Annotated in this window: 21 protein-coding genes; 13 read left to right on the plus strand and 8 right to left on the minus strand. The window is 46.4% G+C overall.

Annotated features, from left to right (window positions below):
* Positions 1-47: 47 nt before the first annotated feature.
* A complete protein-coding gene (locus ABS362_RS01020) occupies positions 48-2,408 on the minus strand; it encodes a penicillin-binding protein 1A (protein WP_350410213.1) in 2,361 nt (786 codons plus the stop codon).
* 191 nt (positions 2,409-2,599) lie between these two features.
* Between ABS362_RS01020 and ABS362_RS01025 the strand changes: the two genes are divergently transcribed.
* The 4 genes from ABS362_RS01025 to ABS362_RS01040 all read left to right on the plus strand — a co-directional run bounded on the left by ABS362_RS01025 (position 2,600) and on the right by ABS362_RS01040 (position 5,536).
* Entirely contained in the window at positions 2,600-3,097 is a 498-nt protein-coding gene (locus ABS362_RS01025) for a hypothetical protein (protein ID WP_350410215.1), read from the plus strand.
* A 177-nt stretch (positions 3,098-3,274) separates the two neighbouring features.
* Positions 3,275-4,057, plus strand: a complete 783-nt coding sequence (locus ABS362_RS01030) for a class I SAM-dependent methyltransferase (RefSeq protein ID WP_350410216.1) — start codon at positions 3,275-3,277, stop codon at positions 4,055-4,057.
* A 65-nt stretch (positions 4,058-4,122) separates the two neighbouring features.
* Positions 4,123-4,998: a UbiA family prenyltransferase gene (locus ABS362_RS01035; RefSeq protein ID WP_350410218.1), complete on the plus strand. Its 876-nt coding sequence runs from the start codon at positions 4,123-4,125 to the stop codon at positions 4,996-4,998.
* A gap of 64 nt (positions 4,999-5,062) precedes the next feature.
* Positions 5,063-5,536 (plus strand): hypothetical protein, encoded by a 474-nt coding sequence (locus ABS362_RS01040; RefSeq protein WP_350410220.1) that lies wholly within the window; start codon positions 5,063-5,065, stop codon positions 5,534-5,536.
* A gap of 214 nt (positions 5,537-5,750) precedes the next feature.
* On the opposite strand, the gene rho is transcribed toward ABS362_RS01040, so the two are convergent.
* Positions 5,751-7,556 carry a transcription termination factor Rho gene (rho, locus tag ABS362_RS01045; protein WP_350410222.1) on the minus strand — a complete coding sequence of 602 codons (1,806 nt, stop codon included), beginning with the start codon at positions 7,554-7,556 and terminating at the stop codon, positions 5,751-5,753.
* Between the two features lie 284 nt (positions 7,557-7,840).
* Between rho and serS the strand changes: the two genes are divergently transcribed.
* The gene (gene serS / locus ABS362_RS01050; RefSeq protein WP_350410224.1) at positions 7,841-9,115 is read left to right on the plus strand and encodes a serine--tRNA ligase; all 1,275 of its coding nucleotides are present in this window, start codon (positions 7,841-7,843) and stop codon (positions 9,113-9,115) included.
* A gap of 98 nt (positions 9,116-9,213) precedes the next feature.
* Here the strand turns inward: serS and ABS362_RS01055 are convergent, their stop codons facing one another.
* The 3 genes from ABS362_RS01055 to polX form a co-directional block, all read right to left on the minus strand.
* Positions 9,214-9,618, minus strand: coding sequence for a hypothetical protein (locus ABS362_RS01055; protein WP_350410226.1), 405 nt, complete (start codon positions 9,616-9,618; stop codon positions 9,214-9,216).
* Positions 9,619-9,622: 4 nt separating this feature from the next.
* A complete protein-coding gene (locus ABS362_RS01060) occupies positions 9,623-10,609 on the minus strand; it encodes a glycosyltransferase family 9 protein (protein ID WP_350410228.1) in 987 nt (328 codons plus the stop codon).
* Positions 10,610-10,741: 132 nt separating this feature from the next.
* The gene (polX, locus tag ABS362_RS01065; RefSeq protein ID WP_350410229.1) at positions 10,742-12,442 is read right to left on the minus strand and encodes a DNA polymerase/3'-5' exonuclease PolX; all 1,701 of its coding nucleotides are present in this window, start codon (positions 12,440-12,442) and stop codon (positions 10,742-10,744) included.
* Between the two features lie 141 nt (positions 12,443-12,583).
* Here polX and ABS362_RS01070 point away from each other — a divergent pair, with 141 nt between their 5' ends.
* From ABS362_RS01070 to ABS362_RS01105, 8 genes are all read left to right on the plus strand, one after another.
* Positions 12,584-12,997 carry a hypothetical protein gene (locus ABS362_RS01070; RefSeq protein ID WP_350410231.1) on the plus strand — a complete coding sequence of 138 codons (414 nt, stop codon included), beginning with the start codon at positions 12,584-12,586 and terminating at the stop codon, positions 12,995-12,997.
* A 1-nt stretch (position 12,998) separates the two neighbouring features.
* Positions 12,999-13,193 carry a hypothetical protein gene (locus ABS362_RS01075; protein ID WP_350410232.1) on the plus strand — a complete coding sequence of 65 codons (195 nt, stop codon included), beginning with the start codon at positions 12,999-13,001 and terminating at the stop codon, positions 13,191-13,193.
* Positions 13,194-13,285: 92 nt separating this feature from the next.
* Positions 13,286-13,480, plus strand: a complete 195-nt coding sequence (locus tag ABS362_RS01080) for a hypothetical protein (protein ID WP_350410233.1) — start codon at positions 13,286-13,288, stop codon at positions 13,478-13,480.
* 42 nt (positions 13,481-13,522) lie between these two features.
* The gene (locus ABS362_RS01085) at positions 13,523-13,927 is read left to right on the plus strand and encodes an EVE domain-containing protein (protein WP_350410235.1); all 405 of its coding nucleotides are present in this window, start codon (positions 13,523-13,525) and stop codon (positions 13,925-13,927) included.
* Between the two features lie 122 nt (positions 13,928-14,049).
* Positions 14,050-15,531, plus strand: coding sequence for a hypothetical protein (locus ABS362_RS01090; protein WP_350410237.1), 1,482 nt, complete (start codon positions 14,050-14,052; stop codon positions 15,529-15,531).
* Between the two features lie 216 nt (positions 15,532-15,747).
* Entirely contained in the window at positions 15,748-16,296 is a 549-nt protein-coding gene (gene pyrR / locus ABS362_RS01095; RefSeq protein WP_350410239.1) for a bifunctional pyr operon transcriptional regulator/uracil phosphoribosyltransferase PyrR, read from the plus strand.
* Positions 16,297-16,305: 9 nt separating this feature from the next.
* Positions 16,306-17,232 carry an aspartate carbamoyltransferase catalytic subunit gene (locus tag ABS362_RS01100; RefSeq protein ID WP_350410240.1) on the plus strand — a complete coding sequence of 309 codons (927 nt, stop codon included), beginning with the start codon at positions 16,306-16,308 and terminating at the stop codon, positions 17,230-17,232.
* Positions 17,233-17,994: 762 nt separating this feature from the next.
* Positions 17,995-18,531, plus strand: coding sequence for an RBBP9/YdeN family alpha/beta hydrolase (locus tag ABS362_RS01105; protein WP_350410242.1), 537 nt, complete (start codon positions 17,995-17,997; stop codon positions 18,529-18,531).
* A 105-nt stretch (positions 18,532-18,636) separates the two neighbouring features.
* Here ABS362_RS01105 and ABS362_RS01110 read toward each other — a convergent pair whose 3' ends face one another.
* The 3 genes from ABS362_RS01110 to ABS362_RS01120 form a co-directional block, all read right to left on the minus strand.
* Positions 18,637-20,097, minus strand: a complete 1,461-nt coding sequence (locus ABS362_RS01110; protein WP_350410243.1) for an OmpA family protein — start codon at positions 20,095-20,097, stop codon at positions 18,637-18,639.
* A 374-nt stretch (positions 20,098-20,471) separates the two neighbouring features.
* Entirely contained in the window at positions 20,472-21,761 is a 1,290-nt protein-coding gene (locus ABS362_RS01115) for an aminopeptidase P family protein (RefSeq protein WP_350410244.1), read from the minus strand.
* A gap of 225 nt (positions 21,762-21,986) precedes the next feature.
* Positions 21,987-23,012 (minus strand): glycosyltransferase family 9 protein, encoded by a 1,026-nt coding sequence (locus ABS362_RS01120; protein WP_350410245.1) that lies wholly within the window; start codon positions 23,010-23,012, stop codon positions 21,987-21,989.
* Between the last annotated feature and the right edge of the window lie 15 nt (positions 23,013-23,027).

Below are 23,027 nucleotides of genomic sequence, written 5' to 3' on the forward strand. Positions count from 1 at the left end.
AGAGCCGGCTATAGTTGTAGCCGGCTCTTCTGTTTTATACGCTATAGTTACTGCGAGCTGTCGGTGTTAGTACCGGAATTTAGTTGCTCCAGAATATCGAATAGTTGCAGGTTCGGGTCTAGCAATGTAGAATCGGTTTCTACTTTGCGTGGCAGTACGGTGGTGCAGCTATATTTCTTACTGATCTTGACAGATGGCCCCGGGAAACGGCCCATCGTGTAGCCCAGATCTTTATCCTGGTATATCTTCTCCATGTACAAGCCAAACACAGGCAGCGCTGTTTTAGAGCCTTCGCCTAAGTTAGAGGTACGGAAGTGGATACTGCGGTCTTCGCCACCAACCCAAACACCGGTCACTAAGTCTTTGGTTACACCCATAAACCAACCATCCGAGTGGTTCGAGGTTGTTCCGGTCTTTCCACCGATCTCGTTTCCTTTCCAGAGGTCATATTCCCAAAGTGCCTGCGAGGTACCGCCTGGTTCTTCAATACCGCCTTTCAGCATATGCATCATCAGGAAAGCCGTTTCTTCGCTCAATACTTTTTTCTGCTTCGGTACAAACTGGTGTATCAGGTTGCCGTTGCGGTCTTCGATGCGGGTAATGAACATGGGCTTGGTATGGAAACCGTTGTTCGGGAATGTACTGTAAGCTCCCACCATTTCGTAGATAGAAACATCGCTTGGCCCTAACCCTATAGATGGCACAGATTCCAGCGGACTTGTAATGCCCAGGCGGTGTGCATACTTCACTACCGTTTCCCAGCCTATTTTTTCGGTGAGCTGTGCGGTAACAGAGTTAACTGATTTACCCATACCACGACGGAGTGTCATGGGTGCGCCGGTATACTGCCAGTCGGCGTTTGTTGGCGACCAGGTCTTCTTCTCCCCTTTCTCTACATAGTTTATAGTGATGCGCTGGTCTATAATTTTATCGCATGGCGAGTAACCATTATCAATAGCAGCAACATACACAAAAGGCTTAAACGTTGAACCCGGCTGACGACGTGCCTGTTTCACGTGGTCGTATTTAAAATACTTAAAGTTGATACCACCCACCCAGGCTTTAATATGGCCAGAAAACGGATCCATGGTCATCATACCGCCATGCAGGAAACGCTTATAGTAGCGCAGCGAATCCAGTGGGCTCATCGTTACTTTCTTCTCCAGCGAGTCATTATCCCAGGTAAACACCATCATTTCGCGCGGCGTATTCAGCTCACGGTTAATAGCGGCCACATCGTTTCCATGCTTTTGCTTCAGGCGCTGATAGTACGAGGTACGTTTTATAGTTTCCTCAATAAAGCCAGGTATTTCGTTATTATTCTCATCAACCCACGGGTTTTTGCCTTGCCAATGGTTGTTAAAGCGGCGCTGCAAAGCACGCATTTGTTCTTCCATGGCCTCTTCGGCATGTTTCTGCATCCGTGAATCTATCGTCGTATAGATCTTCAAACCATCGCGGTAAAGGTCATACCCGTTCTGCTTACACCACTCCTGCAGGTATTCAGCAACGGCGCCTCTGAAATAGGTAGCCGGGCCATCATAATGGTTCTCAACACTATAGTCCAGCACCAGCGGAACTTTGCTCAGCGAGTCGGCAGCAGCTTTGGTGATGTAGTTGTATTTAGCCATTTGCTCCAGCACGGTGTTACGACGGCGGGTAGCATTTTCGGGATTAAAGCGTGGGCTATAGTAGGTTGGGGCTTTTAACAAACCAACAAGCGTAGCAGCCTGTTCTGTTTTAAGGCTGTCGGCTGATACGTTAAAAAATGTTTTAGACGCTACTTTTATACCAAACGAGTTTGAACCAAAATCCACGGTGTTCAGGTACATGGCCAGGATCTCTTCTTTGGTATAGCGCTGCTCCAGTTTTATGGCGGTAAGCCACTCTTTTGTTTTTGCAATAACCACGTTCAGTCCCGGAATATGGCCCAATACACCTTTAGAATCGTCGGTTCGGGTTTTGTAGAGGTTTTTGGCTAACTGTTGGGTAATGGTACTGGCTCCTCGGGCATCGCCTGTTAAACCACCATATACTGCCGAAACTATAGCCTGCGGATCGATGCCGGAGTGTTCGTAAAAACGTACGTCTTCGGTAGCAATAAGCGCCTTCAGCAGCATCGGCGACATCTTCTCGTACCCAATAGGGCTACGGTTCTCCTTAAAGTATTTACCGATCAGTTCACCATCAGAGGTGTATAGTTCAGATGCCTGATCATTACGCGGGTTTTCCAGTTTATCCAGGCTCGGCGACGAACCAAACAGGTAAAACAGGTTAAACTCCACACTCAGCAGGTACCCGACAACTACAATAAACCCGATAAAAAAGGTTTTCCAGGCAAAACGGATAAAGGTGCGATACGCCGAACGGTGTTTTGGCTTTTCTATTTTTTCTTGCTCTTTCAGCATTGTATGCAAACAGGGCTTCGGCCCTAAAAATTCCAGATGGCAGCTTCTTTCGAAACTAGTGCAAATATACTTTAAGTGTGTAACAAACGTGTTAAATAACTATAAAACTTAGTAAAGTGACTTTGAACATTATTTAATAGTAACGCGCTGCCTATCTTTGCCCTTATTCTCTGAAACTATACCGTATGCATATGCCCGTACAAGAGGCTTTAGATAAAATTACCGGCCTGCCCCTTACCAAAACCACACGCACCGAGCTGGTACAATATTTCCATTTTGGCAAAGCGCATTACCGCACACCTCAAGGGTTAATTCTGGATGTAGGTGCTGTTACGCTTGCCCTGAACTGCCCCTGGCAACTGGTATTACCCAACGGCGACAGCATTAAACATAACGAAGTTTTCATGCGCAAACGCGAAGCCGGACTACCCTCTCCAAAGTTCGACTGGAAATTACCGGGCGCTAACCTGCGCGACCAGCGCCTGCAGGAACTGATAAATGCCGGAGGAGCCATGACGCCACAACGTTTTGAGCTGAATGAAAACAACGGCTTCACACTTTACTTCGAGTATGGTGCCAGGCTTATTGTTACCCCAGATACTACAAAAGAACAGGAACTATACTGGCAAATCTTCAGCAACACCGACGATAACTATAGTTTTATAGTTGGGAGTAAAACTAAGAAGTAAGCCTTGATCAGATTATAGTTTTAAAGTCTATAGTTCGCATTGAGTGTCAGCGAGTCTGGAGACTCGTACACACCCTACGTCACAAATTCGGAGATTTGCGCCAGTACAAAAACTATAGCAGGTAACCTAACCATAACTAAACAGCCGGATGCGCAGTATGTGCAATAAAAAAAGTACTTGAACATCCGGCTGCAACTTTTTGAACTCGAGGACCAGCGTTGGTTCCCGCACGTGATCCGGCAAGGCATGCTGGATTTTTTGCGTTTTATGATCTCGAAACTGGGTGCTTATGAGGCGACCCTGCCCCTGCTACAAGAACTGCTAACTAAAACCAAGCAAACACACATAACAGACCTTTGCTCCGGTGCCGGCGGCGGAATAGAAACCATACAGAAAGGCCTTAGCCAGCGCATGGGCCAAACGATACACGTCACCCTCTCCGACCTTTACCCGAACATCAGTACTTACCAATATCTGCAAACGCAATCCGGCGGAACTATAGATTTTATACCTGAGCCTATAGATGCTACTGCTGTGCCCGAAACTATAACCGGCGTGCGCACTATTTTTTCATCGTTCCACCACTTTCCGCCAACTATAGCCCAACGCATTTTGCAGGACGCCGCCGACAAGCGTGCAGCCATCGGCATATTTGAGGGAGCTCAGAAAAGCTGGGTTGAGATGATCTTACTATGGCTGGCCTTTCCTATAGTTATAGTTTTAGTTACGCCTTTCATCCGGCCATTTAAGCTCAGCAGGCTGTTTTTCACGTACATCATTCCTCTTATACCTATTGGCATTATCTGGGATGGCACCGTATCATTGTTGCGCATTTATACGCCAACACACCTGCAACAAATGCTGCAAACTATAAAAGCTCCAAACTATACCTGGCAAACCGGACGCGTCGGCAACAAACCCGGCAAGCACGTTATTTACCTAATCGGGTATCCTAATTAATTTTGAATAACTGAATATTGGATGAGTGATTGTGCTGTAGCTGATTATTATTAACTGCTAACTAAATGAAACCCTACCGCGACGCGCTTACTTTAATGCGAATACCTTTTTCAGTGTACCTGATGCCGGTATTCTGGTTTGCGCTTAGTGCGTTGCAGCAGGTTGATGTAAGCAGGGCTATAGTTGTTTTCCTGATTTTGCATTTACTGGTTTACCCGGCCAGCAACGGCTACAACTCTTATTACGACCGCGACGAAGGCAGCATTGGTGGTTTGAAACATCCGCCTAAAGTTAACCGCGAATTGATGCATTTAGTGTTGATTTTTGATGTGCTGGCTGTGTTGCTGTCTATCTTTTTATCTCCCTTGTTCGCTGCGTTAGTGGCCTTGTACCTGCTCATTTCCAAAGCCTATAGTTACGAAGGCATCCGGCTCAAAAAGTACCCGATCATCAGTACTATAGTTGTTACTTTTTTCCAAGGGGCGTTTACGTTTGCGATGGTGCAGGTCGGTGTTGGCTTGAAACTACAGGAAGTGATGCAGATGCCTAATGCAGGTTTTGCTATAGTTAGCACGTTGTTTCTGAGCGGCTCTTACCCGCTCACCCAAATTTATCAGCACGATGAAGACAGCCAGCGCGGTGATATAACGATAAGTTTGCTGCTTGGCATTACGGGTACTTATATTTTTGCAGCAGTCAGTTTGTTGCTCGGTACCGGTGTTTTGCTTTGGTTGTACTATACTACCGACCAGTTTCAGAACATCATCATCTTTTTGATAGCTACGGCACCTATCCTCTACTATTTTACCAACTGGGCAATTAGCGCCTCCCGAAACAAAACCTTGGTGAACTATGAAAACACCATGCACATGAACAAAATATCTTCTGTGTGCATTAGCCTGGCATTTATAACTATGCTGGTGTTTGAGGCTGTTTACTAACTATAATGCCTATAGTACAACTATGCTATGCAATTGCGTATAAGGGAAAAATTAAAAGTCATACGTGAAGCTGATCTATGTAATATTGGCCGGGCTGGCTGGTGCTGCAGCTATGTCTGCCGTAATTTACCTGCTCTCTCTGGCAACAAACCGCGTTTTACGAATACCACTGGTGCTCGGAACCATGCTGCTTGGCAGAACCCACCCCGATGGTAGCCTGTCGAATGGGATGGCTGCTAAACTGGTAGGCGGGCTGGCACACTATACTGTCGGTGTTTTATATGCTATTGGCTACCTGGCTCTCTGGGAAAGTGGCGTAGGCACTATTACTGCTTCGTGGGGCATGCTTATTGGTTTAGGAAACGGCATCTTCGCCATGATCATCTGGTATTTCTTTTTCATGATCCACCCCAGGCCACCACACATTAAACTGGAAAGATACCTCATCGAAATAGTGTTCAGTCATGTATTTTTCGGCTTTGTCGTTACCTATGTGTATTATCACCTTACACATGTCGAGTATCCGTTCTGGCAATGATTTATAGTTTAGGAGTTGGGGAGTTTATGAGTTAGAGAGTTAAAAAGTTTAGAAGTTAGAAAGGGATGAGTTTTAACTTCTACTAAACTATAGTTTGGCAATTAAAATCCTGCACATCCTTTAATCCTGAAAATCCTGATTCAGACGAAAACAAAAACGGTCCCGCAGCTATAGTTGCGGGACCGTTTTCTTATAGTTGATACTAAACTATAGTTTAGCCATTCATCGAGATCAGGAATTCTTCGTTGCTCTTCGTGCCAACCATTCTGTCTTTCAGGAACTCCATAGCTTCTACAGAATTCATATCTGACATAAACTTGCGCAGTATCCAGATACGGTTCAGTTCATCTCTGTCCATCAGCAGGTCTTCGCGGCGTGTTCCCGAAGCAGGAACATCGATAGCAGGGTAAATTCTTCTGTTGGCCAGTTTACGATCCAACTGAAGCTCCATGTTGCCGGTACCTTTAAATTCTTCGAAGATAACTTCATCCATCTTAGAACCTGTGTCGATAAGCGCAGTGGCGATGATAGTTAATGAACCACCATTCTCTACGTTACGGGCAGCACCAAAGAAACGCTTCGGCTTGTGCAGCGCGTTGGCATCCACACCACCCGATAATATCTTACCAGACGACGGAACAACCGTGTTATAAGCACGGGCCAGACGCGTGATCGAATCCAGAAGTATAACCACATCGTGGCCGCACTCTACCATTCGCTTAGCTTTATCCAGTACAATGCTCGATACTTTCACGTGGCGCTCGGCAGTCTCATCAAACGTAGATGCAATAACTTCCGCTTTTACGCTACGTGCCATATCCGTTACCTCTTCTGGGCGTTCGTCAATCAGCAGGATCATCAGGTATACCTCCGGATGGTTCTCAGAAATAGCATTGGCTATCTCTTTCAGTAACACGGTTTTACCTGTTTTAGGCTGCGCCACGATCATACCACGCTGGCCTTTACCGATCGGGGCAAAAAGGTCCAGAATTCGGGTTGAAAGCTGACTTGGCTTGGTAGTTAATTTTAAGCGCTCCTCAGGGAAAAGCGGCGTTAAGTGCTGGAACGGAATACGGTCACGAATTTCTTCCGTGGTACGTCCGTTTACAGTCTCAACCTTAAGCAGGGCAAAATATTTCTCGCCTTCTTTCGGCGGGCGGATCTGGCCTTTTACAGTATCACCTGTCTTCAGACCAAATAATTTTATCTGCGATGGCGATACATAAATATCGTCCGGCGATGCCAGGTAGTTATAGTGTGTAGAACGCAGGAAACCATACCCATCCTGCATCAGCTCCAACACACCTTCGTTTAGTATTATACCATCAAACTCCTTAAAGATATTGCCACCCGCGTTTGCATTCTGCTGTTGTGGGTTGTTACGACGCTGATTGTTGTCGTAGCGGTTATCCGGTCTGTTTGATTGCTGGTCGCTGCGTTGCTCGCGGTTATCCTGGCGTGGCTCCCTGTTTTCAGGGCGTTGCTCGCGGTTGTCGTTGCGGTTTTCAGAACGTTGCTCACGTCCGTCGTTACGCTCGCGTGGCTCGCGGCTTTGCGTTTCGGCACGTTCCGGCCTTGGCTCGCGGCTTTGGTTCTCAGCTCGCTCTGCTCTAGGCTCGCGGTTTTCTGTGCGTGGTTCGCTTGTTGTCTGTTCCCTGTTTTCGCGGCGAGGCTGTGTACGTTCGCGTTGCGGGCCGTGATCTTTAACGGGCGCTGAGGCAGGTTTTGGTGCACGCTCTGGTTGCTCGGCACGTGCAATTGGTCTTGCTGCTACCGGGGCTGGAGCTTCTTCTTCTATAGTTGCAATTTCAGGAGATGATTCGCTTGTTGGGGCGGCAGAACTGGCAGCAGGCTTGATCTTTTTGGGTAATTTCTCAGGAGGGGTTATGGCTTGCTGATCCAGGATCTTGTAGATGATGTCCTGTTTGCTCAGTTTTTTGAAGTTCTGAACGCCCAGGTCCTCTGCAATTTCCTTGAGTTCTGAAAGAAGCCTATCTTTCAATTCTTCAATATTGTACATAAATGTGGTATGGTGGTTAATGTGATGCCGGAAGCGTGGTGATACGCAAACGCAGCGAGAGTCTTAAATTATAAATCAGGAAACAGAATAGATTGCGTAGAAATAGTGAGGCTCGGGAAGGGCCTTCGTAATAAATGCACTGCAATGTTATTGCAATAGCACCTAATTAACAAATATTACGCGTCATTTTATGCAAAATGTTTCAGAAAACAGGTAAAAGATTTCGGAATTGCCACGTACTACGCAAAAAAGTATATTTTTGTACCAATACTTAACACGCAACTATGCTACAACTATCCGTTTTAAGGGAGCAGACAGACCTGGTAGTGGCAGGCCTCACCAAGAAAAACTACAAAAATGCAGCTGATGAAGTTGCTGCTTTACTTGACCTTGACCAGCGCCGCCGGCAGGTACAGAGCGAACACGATGAACTGCAGGCCCGCTCGAATAGTATCTCCAAAGAGATCGGAATTCTGATGAAGAACGGCGAACGCGAGAAAGCCGAATCATATAAATCACAGACTACAGAACTAAAGCAGCAGGCTAAAACCCTTGCCGACCAGCTAACTACCCTGGAAGAGGACTTGCAGGCTGCCTTATATAAGCTACCAAACCTGCCCCACGAAAGTGTACCTGTAGGTAGAACAGCAGAAGATAACGAAGTGGTGCTGCAGCACGGCGAAATTCCGGAGCTGCATGCCGGTGCGCAACCACATTGGGAGCTTATCCAGAAGTACGACATCATTGATTTTGACCTGGGTAATAAGATTACAGGTGCCGGTTTCCCGGTTTATAAAAAGCAGGGAGCCCGTTTACAGCGTGCGCTTATCAACTTCTTTTTAGATGAAGCCATGAAAGCTGGCTACACTGAGATACAGCCGCCTATATTGGTAAACGAAGCATCGGGCTACGGCACCGGTCAGTTACCGGATAAGGATGGCCAGATGTACCATGCCACTGAAGATAACTATTACCTGATACCAACTGCCGAAGTACCAATAACAAATCTTTACCGCGATGTAATTGTGCCGGCTGACCAGTTACCAATTAAGAATGCGGGCCATACGCCGTGTTTCAGAAGAGAAGCTGGCTCGTGGGGCGCTGATGTACGCGGCCTGAACCGTTTGCACCAGTTTGATAAGGTAGAAATTGTACAGATAACGCTACCAGAGAAGTCGTATGAAGTGTTGGAAGAAATGAGCAGTTATATACAGGGCCTGTTGCAGAAACTTGAGCTGCCATACCGTGTGCTGCGTCTTTGCGGTGGCGATATGGGCTTTACCTCTGCCCTTACTTACGACATGGAAGTATACTCAACAGCACAGGGCCGCTGGCTGGAAGTAAGCTCTTGCAGTAATTTTGAAACGTACCAGGCAAATCGTTTGAAGCTGCGTTACAAAAACGAAGCTGGTAAAACACAGCTGCTGCACACATTAAATGGTAGCGCCCTTGCCCTGCCGCGTATAGTTGCCGCCATCCTTGAAAATAACCAGACACCGGATGGTATTAACCTGCCAAAAGTGCTGCACCCATACTTAGGATTTGAGAAGATTTCTTAGTTTGGAAATTTAGAGATGTGGAGATTTTAAAATTTTCTCTTCTAAAGTATAAAAGCCGCTGAGGTCATCAGCGGCTTTTATTTTATAGTTTGCTATAGTTATCCGAATTGTTCCTGGTATTGCTGGTAGTAATTCTTCAGTTTATACTTCTTCAACTCCCCTTCCTTAGCCGCTTTTATAGTTTCTTCGGTTATAGTTTGCTTCTGCAACAGGTTCATCAGGAGATCATCATCCTCTGATAAACCTTCCTGTATAGTTAGCGCTTCGTATTGCTGCAGGAAATCCGGGTTCAGGCCTAGCTTGTTCTTATTTATAGTTACCACCTTAGCAGCAACCAGCTTTAGCAGCGCTTCTTCCACTTCCTTCATTTCAAAAACGGTTCCGTCTGCAGCATCGGCCATCAGCAACACTTCCTGTAAAGGTGCGCCGCCTTCACCACCTGTCGCTAATAGTATAGCTTCCAAAAATTGTATATCAGTCTCCTGCCAGTTATAGTTCTTCATCTCTTTATAGTTCGCGGTTCACAAAATCAACTATAGCTTTTTCATCAATATCGCGCATGCATTTAAAGTGGCCCAGCGGGCATTCTGATCTTCCGAATTTGGTACATGGTCTGCAAGGCAACTCCACTCCTGCTTCGTAGTGTTTGGTAACCTGGTAGGGTTGTACACCCAGTAGTTCCGGCACCGTACTTCCCCAAATGGTAACAAGTTCTTTATTAAATGCTTCGGAAATGTGGGTTAGGCCGGTATCAAATCCAATTACTTTAGCCGCCTGTTTTACCACGTAAACAGATTCGTTCATGTTAAGCTTCCCGCAGGCATTGTATACTTTTGCGCCGGCAGCTTCGGTTATTATAGCACCGTTCTCTTCCACGTCTTTACCACCCAGCAATACAACAGGCTTATTAAGCGACTGGCAGATACTAACCACCTGCTCGTTCGGCATGCGTTTGGTAAAGTGTGTTGCGCCAATAATAAAAGCTACATAATCCTGTTGGTGGGTTTCCGGTAAAAGGGTGTTCAAACTATAGTCGCCGGGCAGGAAATAATCTACAGGCTTCTGATCGTTTACTACGCCTAAGAATTTTATCGTTTCCAGGTAGCGGTCTACTAGATGAGTTGGCTTTACGGTATTCAGTTTAAACTTTAATGCCAGTATTTTCCGGATCCGCTGCTTTTTGAACGTGTAGAATTTAACGCCTAATTTATACTTCACCAACACTGAACGCAGACTATTGTGTAGATCGATCACATAATCAAACTGCTCGGCTTTCAGTTCTCGTATGGTGTCGTTCAGATGGTTCTGCAGCAGGTGCAGTTTGTCTACATACGGGTTATTGTCCAGTATAAACCGGAAACCGGGTTTGGTCAGGAAATGGATCTCCACGCCCGGCACCTGCTGCTTCAGGCAACGAACTACCGGTGTGGTGTAAATAATATCCCCTATCGAACTGAATCGGATAATCAATATTTTAAGCTTCTCTTTTTGCAATTGAGATGGTTGGTTAAAAAAGACAATATGTCATCTCGAACTTTGTGAGAGATCTATCTCAAATTCTATTTAGATTTCTCGCTTTGGCTCGAAATGACATTAGTGTTATATAGTCGGGTTAACTATCAGCAATCAAATCCCCGCCTTACGCTTGTTGAAATAAGCTTCTACTTCTTCCACCGGCTTAGCATTAAAGGTCATTTCTTTGGTAAGTCCGCCTTTTCTGCCTACCAGTACACCGTACTTCATGTCGTCGTAGCCGCTGGTGTGGTGGGCATCGGGGTTTATACTTAGCATTACTCCCTTTTCCAACGCGTAGTGCACGTGGCGCCAGTCCAGGTCTAAGCGCCAAGGATTAGCGTTAATCTCGATGATGACGTTGTTGGCAGCGCATGCATCTATTACCATTTTATGGTTTATCGGGTAACCTTCGCGACGAAGCAAAAGCCTGCCGGTCGGGTGGCCGAGCATGGTGGTGTATGGATTTTCGATGGCTGTGATCAGGCGTTGTGTGGCCTTTTTCTCATCCATATTCAGCACGCTATGGATGCTGGCAACTATAAAATCGAACGTCTTCAGGATATCTTCTTCATAATCCAAAGAGCCATCTGTCAGTATATCCGACTCAATACCTTTGAATATTTTGAACGGAGCCAGTTTCTGGTTCAGCTCGTCTATCTCCTTTTGCTGGCGCAGCACATCGCCTTCTCGAAGGCCGCCCGCATAAGACGCCGTTTTGCTGTGGTCCGAAATGCCTAAATACTGGTAGCCCATATCGCGACAGAAAGTAGCCATTTGCTCTAAGGTGTGGGCGCCATCAGAATACGTACTGTGGTTGTGCAGAATACCTTTCAGATCAGATAGCTCGAGTAGTTTGGGCAGCTTGTTATCCATGGCCAGTTGCAGCTCGTTGGTGCCTTCGCGCAGTTCCGGAACTATAAAAGCCATACCAGCCGCATTGTATACTTCTTCCTCGGTTTTATGATTTTCTTCGCGCAGCACATTTAGCATACACTTGCCGGCAGCAAAAACCTGGGTTAAGTGGGCTTCGGAAGCAGATCTCAACACCACTTCATTTGCAAAACAGGCATCATCAACAAGCCTTATTTCCGTTACCATGCCGTTCAAACTATAGTTTCCGCGCCAGATACGTGGTCCGGAATTCCGAATATCGTGCTCCAGCACATCTATTTTACCCAGCTTTTCGCAGGCATCTTTAAAGGCATCAGTAGCTACTACAAACTGCAGACTTTCTACAATTTCCATGCGGCGACGCACATCACCTACTACTTCTACTTTTGCATCAGGCAGGGCTTGTTTTATAGTTTGCAGCAGCTCTTCGGCACTCGGCTCAGCTTCGGCATAAAGTAGTTTGCCACGGTTTTGCTGGGTAAAGAGCAGTGCCTGTTTTATGTTTTCCTGGGTCTTGGCTCCAAAACCTTTCAGTTTGCTCAGTTTATCCTGCTCGCAGGCATCCAGCAATTCTTCCACGGTTTCGGTGCCCAGTTCTTTCCAGATGGTGCGCACTTTTTTAGGGCCGATACCTTTAATGCGGAGCATCTCCACTACACCCGGCGGTGTGGCAGCCAGCATCTGGTCCAGTTCTTCAAAAGAGCCGGTCTCGTTTATCTCGATGATCTTAGCAGCAATGCCTTTGCCAACGCCTTGTATACCTTCCAGGGTAGCCTGGCTCATGCCTGCCAATGGTTCTTCTACTAATTCCAGGGTAGCGGCGCCATTTACGTAAGAGCGTACCTTAAACGGGTTCTCGTCGTGCAGCTCCATCAGCTCGGCAGCCAGCTTAAACAGTCGTATGATCTTTTTATTTTCCACGGCCTATATCGTATACTTACAAAGATAGAAAAACCGTCCGAACCATACTTGCTTGTGATTTATATTCATTCGCTTCTATATAACGGCAGAAATCCCTATCTTGGCTTACAAAACATACTGCTGTAGCAGCTTTTTATACCTATGAGATACGCATCGTTGCTTTGCCTGGTCTGCCTGTTGTTTCTGGCCAATACCTGTAAAAAAACAAGTAAACTGGAGCAGCAGTTGGTTGGCAAAACCTGGCTGCACGCTTTTGAAGAAGATCTGGACGCGGTTACCACGTACCGCCCTAACACCTACGACTTCGCGCCATCGAGGGGCCGCACTGGCTTTATGCTGGAGAAAGGTGGCATCCTGAAAAACTATGCCATTGCGCCTGCCGACGGACTGGAAGAACAACCGGGTACCTGGCAGTTTCTGGATGATGATAAGATTCTGGTAACTATAAAACCGGATGGTCAGCCACAGCAGCAATATCTGATTGAGGTCGTGTCGTTAGAGAATGAGGTACTGAAAGTGAAACGCGAAGAAGTAACCGGAGACCCGCTAAAATAAAATGTTCAGCTACCGAAAATTAAGTGCCCGCACCCGCGCCATTATCTTATTCTCGTTGCTGGGTATCCTGGCCATACTTATAGTTACCGAGCCTGAAGGCGACATTTTTAACTTTATAAGAGGCTTCCTGAACGGGATACTGATCGTGCTGTTTCTGGGGGAAGTGATGCTATACTTCATGGGCCGGAAGAAGTAAAGTTTAAGTCTCATCCCCTTTAAGCTTAAAATTTGAGCTGCCTATGAATGTATCCGGACGAGAAGACGAACTATAGCTTATTACCTGCTGTCATGCTGAACTACCAAAAGATTTCTAAGTTAAACCGCACTATTATCGGCACTTTCTTGCTGTTAGTTTTTATGGCGTTGGTGATGGCAGATGCGTATGCCAGCTTTTTGGGCGGGATCATATTCGGGGCACTTATGCTTCAGCTATTTTTTGAAGGCCGTATGTTCCTGAGAACGCAGCGAAAACGAAATACATAGATCAAGATTTAATCTAAACACTTTTACACTTACAAAAATCAAATGCATTACTGGTTAGTAAAATCGGAGCCTGAAACATATTCGTGGGCAGACTTAGTGAGAGACGGGCGCATCTGCTGGGATGGCGTTAGAAATTACCAGGCGCGTAACAACCTGCAGCAAATGCAACCCGGCGATATGGTATTGTTTTACCACAGCGTATCCGAGAAAGCTATAGTTGGCATTGCCAAAGTAGACAAAGCCGCATACCCCGACCCAACTGCCGACGACCCGAAATGGATGGCTGTAGACCTGGTACCTTTCCGCGATTTTAAAGATCCGGTTACCCTGGAGCAGATCAAAAAGGATAAGCGCCTTGAAAACATTGCTTTGTTGCGCCAGTCAAGGTTATCGGTAATGCCACTTAAGGCTGAAGAGTTTGATGTATTGCTGGCGCTTGGCAACTAACGATAGTACAGCATTTTAAATTTACGGGCAACAAAAACAACGATTAGCGGCTAAAACGAGTACAAAGGCTTAGCCGCTAATCTTATACTTTTCCTGTAGTACGCTATACTATATTTAGCTATATGTACAAAGCATGCCTGTTGCCCTTACTTATAGTGGTGCTTGCTGTTACACCCCTGCTCGCACAAGAACCAACCCAGCCTAACCGTCTGGAGCTGGACCTCGATATTTATAAAACCGAAGTTCAGGTATTGCCTGCCCCTGATAGCAGCCTGCTGGTGTTAACCAAAACAGATGGCACCTGGACCAGCCCTCCCACATTCAGTATCACGAAATACAACCACGAGCTGCAGCAAGCCTGGGACAAAAAAATAACCCTGGATCCGGTCAGCAGCTACATCACGCATTATTCCGAGGAGCCCTATAGTTACATTTCTTTTACCGGCGAGAACAACGACAATTTCCAGTTTGTAAAGCTTAACCTCTCCGATGGCAACTTCACAAAACATGAATATAAGATAGAGGCCATTGATTCTATTTATGTGTTTAAAGTGGTAGCCGGTAATTACTTTGTAGTTGCCCGGTCGCGCAAAACCGGTACACCTACCCTGCTGCACCTTAACCAAACATCCGGCGATATAAAACCACTGCCGGCGGTGTATGGCATAGAGTCAACTTTTTCTGATATCCTGGTGCATCCCGAGTCTCAACAGGTAAGCGTGGTGATGTCAGAATCTAACGGAAGAATATCGCGGTTGCAGACCAAGGTATTTAATGCCGACGGCACTCTGCTGAACAACTACTTTATCCTCCCGACACAAGACAAGAGACCGATGCAAGCGGAGATAACTCCCGGCGACTCTACCTCCAGGTTATTGATCGGGAATTATGGCACCCGAACGATGCGGTATGCAACAGGCATTTTTACGGTACCTGTTACAGCCGGTGCTGGCAGTTCGCGTTACTATAGTTTTCTGCAGTTCAAGAACTTTTTTAAGTACATGAAGCCAAAACGGGAAAAGCGCATGCGGCAACGTGAGGCCAAAAGAGAACAAACCGGCAAAGAGTCTGGTGTGCAATACAGGCTTTTGTTTCATGATGTGTATCCGAGCCAGGAGGGCTACATATTGAGTGCCGAAGTTTATACGACCGACTCGCGTGGTGGCAACTTTAACCGCATTTATGGCCCGACCGGTTACCTGCTAAGCTCTCCCAGGGTTTACAGGCGCACGATGGCATTGGCGCTCGGCTTCGACAAAAATGGCATATTGCTCTGGGATAATACCTTCCCGCTCAGAAACATGGAAACGCGTTCGTTGCAGCAAAGCGTGGAAGTTACGACAAGCCCTGACGGAAAAGTTGTGATCGCGTACCCTGACGAAGACGACATTTTCTATAAGATAATGGAGCAGGATAAATACGTGGAAGAAGATGCCGAACTGAAACTACAAACCAGCGATCCTAACAGTAAAGTGGTATCTACGAGCATGGCTGGCTTAGTAAAATGGTATGGTTTAAATTTTGCCGCTTTTGGCTGGCACCGCATAAAACCCGAAAACCGCGAAACCAAAATGGTATTCTACATCAATAAGATCTCTTTTTAAGGGCTTAATTGCTTAATGGTTGAATGGTTAAACTATAGTTCGATCATATTTTTAAAATCATTGGTATGTCCGCATATTTGTTAGTGTTCTATAGTTTCGTCATAACGATCATAGATCAACCATTCAGCAATTAGCAGCCTACATTCAATAATTAAACCATCCAACCATTTAACAATTAAACAGAACTCTTCTATATTTGTAGCTACACTTCCGGTTATGCAGAAAAGACTCATTGTAAACCAACAGTTACTCGATATTATGGTGATGCGCCTGTGCCATCAGCTGATCGAGAACCATGGCGACTTTTCTGATTCTGTTATACTTGGGCTGCAGCCACGCGGCAAATACGTAGCAGAGCGCATACAGCAAACCCTGGCAACCATTTTAGGCAAGCAAATCCCAACCGGCTACCTCGACACTACCTTCCACCGCGACGATTTCCGCCGCCGCGAAACACCACTTACCGCCAACGCTACCAAAGTAGATTTCCTGATTGAAGGCAAAAAGGTGATACTGGTGGATGATGTGCTGTACACGGGTCGTTCGGTGCGGGCTGCTTTAGATGCGATGATTGCCTATGGCCGGCCTGCCAATGTGGAGTTGCTTGTACTGATAGACCGCCTGTACACCCGCCATTTGCCCATACAGGCCACCTACGTGGGCCGTCAGGTAAATTCGCTGCAAAGCCAGCGGGTGTTGGTAGACTGGCAGGCGCAGCAAGCTCCGGAAGATGCAATATGGCTTATCACTAAATCCGAAGACTAAAATCTTACCATGCAAGAGCTCAGCGTCCGGCACCTGTTAGGCATCAAAGACATCACTCCGCAAGATATTCAGCTCATTTTTGAGACCGCGGATAATTTTAAAGATGTCCTGAACAGGCCGATAAAGAAAGTGCCTTCGCTGCGCGACATTACCATTGCCAACGTCTTCTTCGAGAACTCTACCCGCACGCGTCTGTCTTTCGAGTTAGCTGAGAAACGCCTTTCTGCCGATGTGATCAACTTTAGCAGTAGCAGCAGCTCGGTTAAAAAAGGTGAAACGCTGCTGGATACGGTAAACAACATCCTAGCCATGAAAGTGGACATGATCGTGATGCGCCACTCGAGTCCTGGTGCACCGCACTTCCTGAGCCGACACATAAATGCAAACATCGTAAACGCCGGCGACGGTACGCACGAACACCCAACCCAGGCGCTGTTAGATACATTTTCGATAAGAGAGAAATATGGCGATGTAGCTGGCAAAAAAGTAGTTATTATCGGGGATATTCTGCACTCGCGTGTAGCCTTATCCAACATATTTGCCCTGCAAAAGCTTGGCGCTGAAGTAATGGTTTGCGGACCTATAACGCTGTTGCCTAAGTACATTAAGGAGTTGGGCGTAAAAGTGGAGTTGGATGTACGCAAAGCGCTGGCATGGTGTGATGTAGCCAATGTACTCCGCATACAACTCGAGCGCCAGCAAATGAAGTATTTTCCATCGTTGCGCGAGTATACCCTTTACTATGGCATCGATAAGAAGATGCTCGACAGCCTGGATAAAGAAATTACGCTGATGCATCCCGGCCCTATAAACCGCGGCGTAGAACTAAGCTCCGATGCAGCCGACTCACATCATTCCATCATCCTGAATCAGGTAGAGAATGGAGTTGCCATACGTATGGCGGTGTTGTATTTGCTGGCTTCTAAAACTGCTTAAATCCTTCATTCGATTCTCCATCTTGTCATTTCGAGCATTCTCGAGACGAGAGTCGAAGAGAGCCAGCGTAGCTGGGAGAAATCTTATGTGTTCTATAGTTGGCTATAGTTCTAAATTGAACCAAGCTATCGTTTCAAACCACTTCTAATCCTGGGAGCTTTATTTACCTATCGTTTCAAATAACCTTTGGCTCCCTCACGGCCGGGAGGCCCCGCCTTTGGGCATCGCGCTGTGCGAATCTCTTTTGTTCGTTCCTCACAATGCCTGCGGCACCAGATATTCACAAGGCGCTCAACCCAAAGACTGAGAAGTTTCGCATCATAACCGCCTATTTATAGTTTTAACTGATAGGCTTCGAAATTTATCGTGGTCGTATTTCCGTAGGGACAGGTCGCGACCTGTCCGCTCGACAGGCTGTAACTATATAACTATAAATCAACCTATAGTAGTGGCAGAAAGTCCCCCTTTGAAGGAGGCGAAGGGGGATGTTAAACTGTATCAGATCTCTCACACTGTTCGAGATGACAACATAAAAAGCAGAAAAGCTCCCCGCATTAGACTACCGAGAAGCGATTTCGAAGGTAGCGAGCGTAGCTCTAAGGGGTTAGGGGTGGTTGGATGACGGTAACTATAAACAGTACCAGGTGCTCGTAGGAGTTTCGCACACTGCAAGGGCTATTCAATCCTCAAAATCCTGATTCAGACCAAAAGCAGCTATCGCAAAAAACGCTTACTTTGCAACTAGAAACTAAGAAACCATAAATGGCAGAAACCCAGATAATACATGTGCCTGGCTTAGGTAACTCGGGACCGGAACACTGGCAAACGTACTGGCAGCACAGCGACCCGACAAGCATACGCGTGCAGCAGGCAGATTGGGATAACCCCGTTTGTAAAGATTGGGTAGATGAGCTGCAGCGAGTAACCTCAGAAGTACAAGGTAAAGAAATTGTGCTGGTAGCGCATAGCCTGGGCTGCATGACCGTGGCGCACTGGGCACAGAAATATACAGCCAACATTAAAGCTGCTTTTCTGGTGGCACCGCCCGAGGTAGAGCTAGATGTAGAACTAAAAGAAGTGCTGGATTTTGCCCCATTCCCGAAAAGTAAACTGCCTTTTAAGTCGATGCTGGTAGCGAGTACAGATGACGATTACCTGACTATAGAGCGGGCAGAATACCTGGCTAACCTGTGGGGAAGCGAATTTGTGAACATAGGTGCGAAAGGCCACATAAACTCCTACTCCAACATACACGACTGGCCCAAAGGAAAAGAACTTTTGGCAAGACTAATGACCTGACCTGAACTACAGGCCAGCTTCTAACTATAGTTGAAAAGACCATAAAAAAAGCGCCCCAACCTAAGTCGGGGCGCTTTTAATTTGACGCTAGTCTATTCTGATCTTTTATTCCATGTCCAGTTTCATGTCCGGCGTGTTAAGCTCGAAGCCTACACGTCTGTTTTTAGCTCTTGCGCTTTCTGTTCTGCGTTTAGACAGTCGCTCGTTCACTTTTACAAGTGGCTGAGTTTCGCCGTAACCACGGGTCACCAGTCTGTCTGGGTTCTGAACACCGCGCTCTACTAAGTAATCCTTAACAGCCTGTGCTCTGCGCTCAGATAACGCCTGGTTATACTCTGCTGAACCAATGAAGTCAGCGTGACCTTTGATCAACAGTACGTGATCAGGATATTTCTCAAGGACTACTACAATGCTATCAAGCAGTTGTTTGTAACCATCCTGTACACGAGCCTGGTCAAATTCAAAGCGAACTTTTTCTTCCATCAGTTTCAGTGTAGCAGCATCCAGTTCAGGGCAACCACCTTTGTCAGCAGGACCTGCAGAGTTAGGGCAAATGTCTTCGTTATCCGGAACACCATCACCGTCAGAGTCTACTGGGCAACCATCCGGGCCAGTCTGTACGCCAGCCGGAGTATCAGGACACTTGTCATCTTTGTCAGCTACGCCATCGCCATCAGTATCAGGGCAACCTTGTGTTGCAGTTGTACCTGCTTCGTCTGGGCACTGGTCGTCTTTGTCAGCTACACCGTCACCATCTTTGTCAGGGCAACCTTGCAGGTTCTGTACGCCAGCTTCTGTAGGGCACTGATCCTGGTAGTCAGCTACGCCGTCACCGTCTGTGTCGATAGGGCAACCGTCTTTGTCAACCTGTACGCCGGTTGGAGTATCCGGGCACTTATCGCGTCTGTCGCCAACACCATCCATATCAGTATCTACCGCCTTACCTAAGTTAAAGCCAAGACCGATGTTGTGCTGCAGGAAACGATCGTTATCACCATCGTCTTCTGTACCGTCAAAACCGTCATTACCAGTAAACAGGTAACCAGTTTGTATGAAGGCACTTACACCATCAGAGAAACGGAAGCGGATACCCGCGCCACCCATTAATGCACTGGTCGTAAAATTGTCGTCGTAAGCGCTTCCGTCTGCTAATGTACCATCAGCTTTACCAAAAGCTGCACCACCGGCAACCGTCAGGTATGGTCCGATCAATGCATCTTCGCTCAGGATATTACCATACATTTTCAGGCGAAGGCCCAGCATAGCAGTACCAATGTTAGCATCCATTTTGCTAGCACCATTCACGGCGTCAGCACCGCCGTACGTGAAGTGTAAGCCGGCATCAAAAGATGGGCTTAAATAACGGTTAAGCGAGAGTCCCCCGCCCCACTCCAAATCTTTCTCGAAGAATTGGTTGCCAAGCTCTCCTTTATATTGCAGAGCGCTACCATATATCTGGAGATTGGTCCGTCTATCAGCATTTTGTGCAAACAAGGCTGTACTCGCTGATAACAGGAATACAAGCACAAAAGCTATTGCACTAAATTTTGTTAATTGTGTTCGCATAATTTTATTAAGTATATGTTGATATGTCAATACGTACATATTTAAAGCAGGTTTATTTGTACGCCAATAATTAATTGCACAGCAGAAATAAAGATCTGTTCGTCGGGGGAGGTTTATGATTTGTCGTAGAGTTTTACTCATAAGCAAAAGGTTTATAGTGAAACTATAGTTAGTATACTAAGCAGTATTGCACTGTTATGTCTTATCCTTTGGCTTTGTTCTATTCCTACTCTTCAAACTGATACTACACTACAAGGTTTTGTATTTGCGCATATATTTAAGGTATGCGCGGTTTTAACTGGTAAAAGACAATAAAAAGGACTGCCGGTTTTGCACTGGCAGTCCTAAGAAATGAGTTATAATACTACAGTTTACTATCGTTTCATTAAACGTTCAATATCATCGGCTTCCAACGGAATGTCTTTCATCAGATCAACAGGGCCATTTTTGGTTACCAGTATATCGTTTTCAAGACGTACCCCTATTCCTTCATCCCAGATATAGATACCCGGTTCGCAGGTAAACACCATACCTTCTTCAAACGGGCGGTATTTGTTGCCCACATCATGCACATCCAGGCCTAAAAAATGCGAGGTTCCGTGCATGAAGTATTTCTTATAAAGCGGCGCAGCAGGGTCCTGGTTACGCACATCCTGCTCGTTCAGCAGACCAAGACGGATAAGTTCGTTCTCCATAACGGTACCAACAAACGCATGATACTGATCCAGGGTATTGCCCGGCACCAGCATAGCCGTAGCAGCTTTCATAACACGCAGCACAGCCTCATACACATCGCGCTGGCGTGGTGTAAATGTACCGTTAACTGGTATAGTGCGGCTCAGGTCAGAGGCATAGTTGGCATATTCAGCACCGAAGTCCATTAGCAACATGTCGCCGTCTTTGCATTCCTGGTTGTTATCTACATAGTGCAGGATGCAGGCATTGGCACCCGACGCGATGATAGAGCCATAAGCTGGTCCGCGCGAACGGTTGCGTAAAAATTCGTGGTATAGTTCTGCCTCAATTTCATACTCCATCACGCCCGGCTTAATAAAGTTCAGTAATCTTCTGAAGCCAAGCTCGGTTATGTGGCAAGCCTTACGGATAAGAGCGATCTCGTGATCTGATTTTATGGCACGCAGGTAGTGCATGATTGGGGTGCTGCGCTCGTATTTGTGTAGCGGGTAATGCTCTTTTACCCATTTTATAAAGCGGGCATCGCGGGTCTCAACTTCTACTACGGCGCGCAGGTGCTCGTTTGAGTTCAGGTACACATGTTCGGCCTCAGCCATCAGTGTGTTCAGCACCGACTTAAATTCGTGTGTCCAGAGAATGGTTTTGATACCGGATACTTCCTGTGCCTGCTGCTTTGTAAGTTTGTAGCCTTCCCAGGTCAGGATGTGGTCGTTAGTTTCGCGCACGAATAATACTTCTTTCATGCGTGGATCCTTGGCATCCGGGAAAAGGATAAGAACAGTTTCTTCCTGGTCTGCGCCCGACAAATAGAAAAGGTCGTTGTTCTGACGGAAAGCCATGGAGCCATCGGCGTTGGTTGGCATTACATCGTTAGAATTGAAGATGGCGATGGAAGATGGTTTCAGCTCTTTAACAAAGTTGCGCCTGTTATGTATGAACAGGTCCTGGCTGATAGGCAGGTATCTCATGGTTCAGGTTATCTGGTTTTATAAAACTACAGGATCGATTATCCTGCTTTCTGGATGTACGAAGTTATAACTTATCTCTAAAAACAGAAGAGTTTGCAGCATTTTATAGTTATAACTATAAAACAACTACTATAACGCGGTTCTGTTTTCGTAAATTATGAACTATAAATTCTGTAAACTATAAAGGCTATAGTTAAATAAGGCTGTACCGAGAATTGCGCCCAACTATAGATTCTGCCTGACTTCGGCTAATTCCAGCACGTGCAGCAGTTGCTCGTTCCGGATATCATGTGCACATTTGAAGTGGCCTTCGGGACAGGCTTTATGGCCATGTAAGCCACACGGGCGACAGTAAAGCGGCTCTTCTTTTTCAACTATAGTTGCAAAATCTGCCAGCGGACCGTAGCCAAAACGAGGCACTGTTGAGCAATATATGGCACAGGTTGGCGCATTTACAGAACTTGCCAAATGCATCGGCCCAGAGTCGTTTACATAGTTCAGCACTGCATCGCGCATCAGAGCAGCCGACTGCAACAAGTTCAGTTGCCCGCACAGATTTTCCATATTCGGGTGCTGCGCTTTTACCATTATTTCTTCGGCATGTACTTTATCGGCGGGCGAGCCCAACAGGTAAATTTTATAGTTGGTTGGCAGGCTGTTCAGCAGTTCTACCCATTTTTTAGCCGGGTATTGTTTTGTAAACCAAACTGAGGTTGGCGCTATAGTTATATAAGGTATGGCTTTGAGCGGCTGTACTTTTTCGTAGTCCTGAATTGATGGATATAGTTTGGGTTTGGCCGCCGGTCCTTGGGTTATGCTGCTTATAAGTAACTGGTTGCGCTCTACTTCGTGGCTGCCGTTCTCCATGTTGTGTGTGTAACGGCGGGTAAAGAACCTGGAAAAAGGATTTTTATCGAACCCGAACATTTGTTTTGCTCCCGAAAAAGCGGTTAACATGCCGGTTGCGCCGTAGCGTTGCACATTTACAACCACATCATACTTTTCTGAACGGATCTGGCGTAGCAGCTTCCAGAGACTTTTGTATTTGCCTTTCAGTTTGTTCCAGATCAGTACCTGCCGCAGCAGCGGATTTCCTTTAAACAAGCCTTCGTTCCCTTTCCGTAACAAGAAATCGAGCTGGGCAGCAGGGTAAGTGGCGTGCAGTTTTTCTATCAATGCAGTTGCCAGCACCACATCTCCCAGGAAGGCGGTTTGTATGATCAGTATCTTTTTAATGTCGGGTTGCTGCATGCGGCAAAATTACGG

The organism is Pontibacter populi, from assembly GCF_040278685.1.
Classification (GTDB): Bacteria; Bacteroidota; Bacteroidia; order Cytophagales; family Hymenobacteraceae; genus Pontibacter; species Pontibacter populi.

Bases quoted from the DNA above. Each gene is read 5' to 3' on its own strand.
- ABS362_RS01020 (WP_350410213.1), bottom strand. From the start codon at position 2,408: ATGCTGAAAGAGCAAGAAAAAATAGAAAAGCCAAAACACCGTTCGGCG.
- ABS362_RS01025 (WP_350410215.1), top strand. From the start codon at position 2,600: ATGCCCGTACAAGAGGCTTTAGATAAAATTACCGGCCTGCCCCTTACC.
- ABS362_RS01035 (WP_350410218.1), top strand. From the start codon at position 4,123: ATGAAACCCTACCGCGACGCGCTTACTTTAATGCGAATACCTTTTTCA.
- rho (WP_350410222.1), bottom strand. From the start codon at position 7,556: ATGTACAATATTGAAGAATTGAAAGATAGGCTTCTTTCAGAACTCAAG.
- serS (WP_350410224.1), top strand. From the start codon at position 7,841: ATGCTACAACTATCCGTTTTAAGGGAGCAGACAGACCTGGTAGTGGCA.
- ABS362_RS01055 (WP_350410226.1), bottom strand. From the start codon at position 9,618: ATGAAGAACTATAACTGGCAGGAGACTGATATACAATTTTTGGAAGCT.
- ABS362_RS01070 (WP_350410231.1), top strand. From the start codon at position 12,584: ATGAGATACGCATCGTTGCTTTGCCTGGTCTGCCTGTTGTTTCTGGCC.
- ABS362_RS01075 (WP_350410232.1), top strand. From the start codon at position 12,999: ATGTTCAGCTACCGAAAATTAAGTGCCCGCACCCGCGCCATTATCTTA.
- ABS362_RS01080 (WP_350410233.1), top strand. From the start codon at position 13,286: ATGCTGAACTACCAAAAGATTTCTAAGTTAAACCGCACTATTATCGGC.
- ABS362_RS01085 (WP_350410235.1), top strand. From the start codon at position 13,523: ATGCATTACTGGTTAGTAAAATCGGAGCCTGAAACATATTCGTGGGCA.
- ABS362_RS01090 (WP_350410237.1), top strand. From the start codon at position 14,050: ATGTACAAAGCATGCCTGTTGCCCTTACTTATAGTGGTGCTTGCTGTT.
- pyrR (WP_350410239.1), top strand. From the start codon at position 15,748: ATGCAGAAAAGACTCATTGTAAACCAACAGTTACTCGATATTATGGTG.
- ABS362_RS01100 (WP_350410240.1), top strand. From the start codon at position 16,306: ATGCAAGAGCTCAGCGTCCGGCACCTGTTAGGCATCAAAGACATCACT.
- ABS362_RS01105 (WP_350410242.1), top strand. From the start codon at position 17,995: ATGGCAGAAACCCAGATAATACATGTGCCTGGCTTAGGTAACTCGGGA.
- ABS362_RS01110 (WP_350410243.1), bottom strand. From the start codon at position 20,097: ATGCGAACACAATTAACAAAATTTAGTGCAATAGCTTTTGTGCTTGTA.
- ABS362_RS01115 (WP_350410244.1), bottom strand. From the start codon at position 21,761: ATGAGATACCTGCCTATCAGCCAGGACCTGTTCATACATAACAGGCGC.
- ABS362_RS01120 (WP_350410245.1), bottom strand. From the start codon at position 23,012: ATGCAGCAACCCGACATTAAAAAGATACTGATCATACAAACCGCCTTC.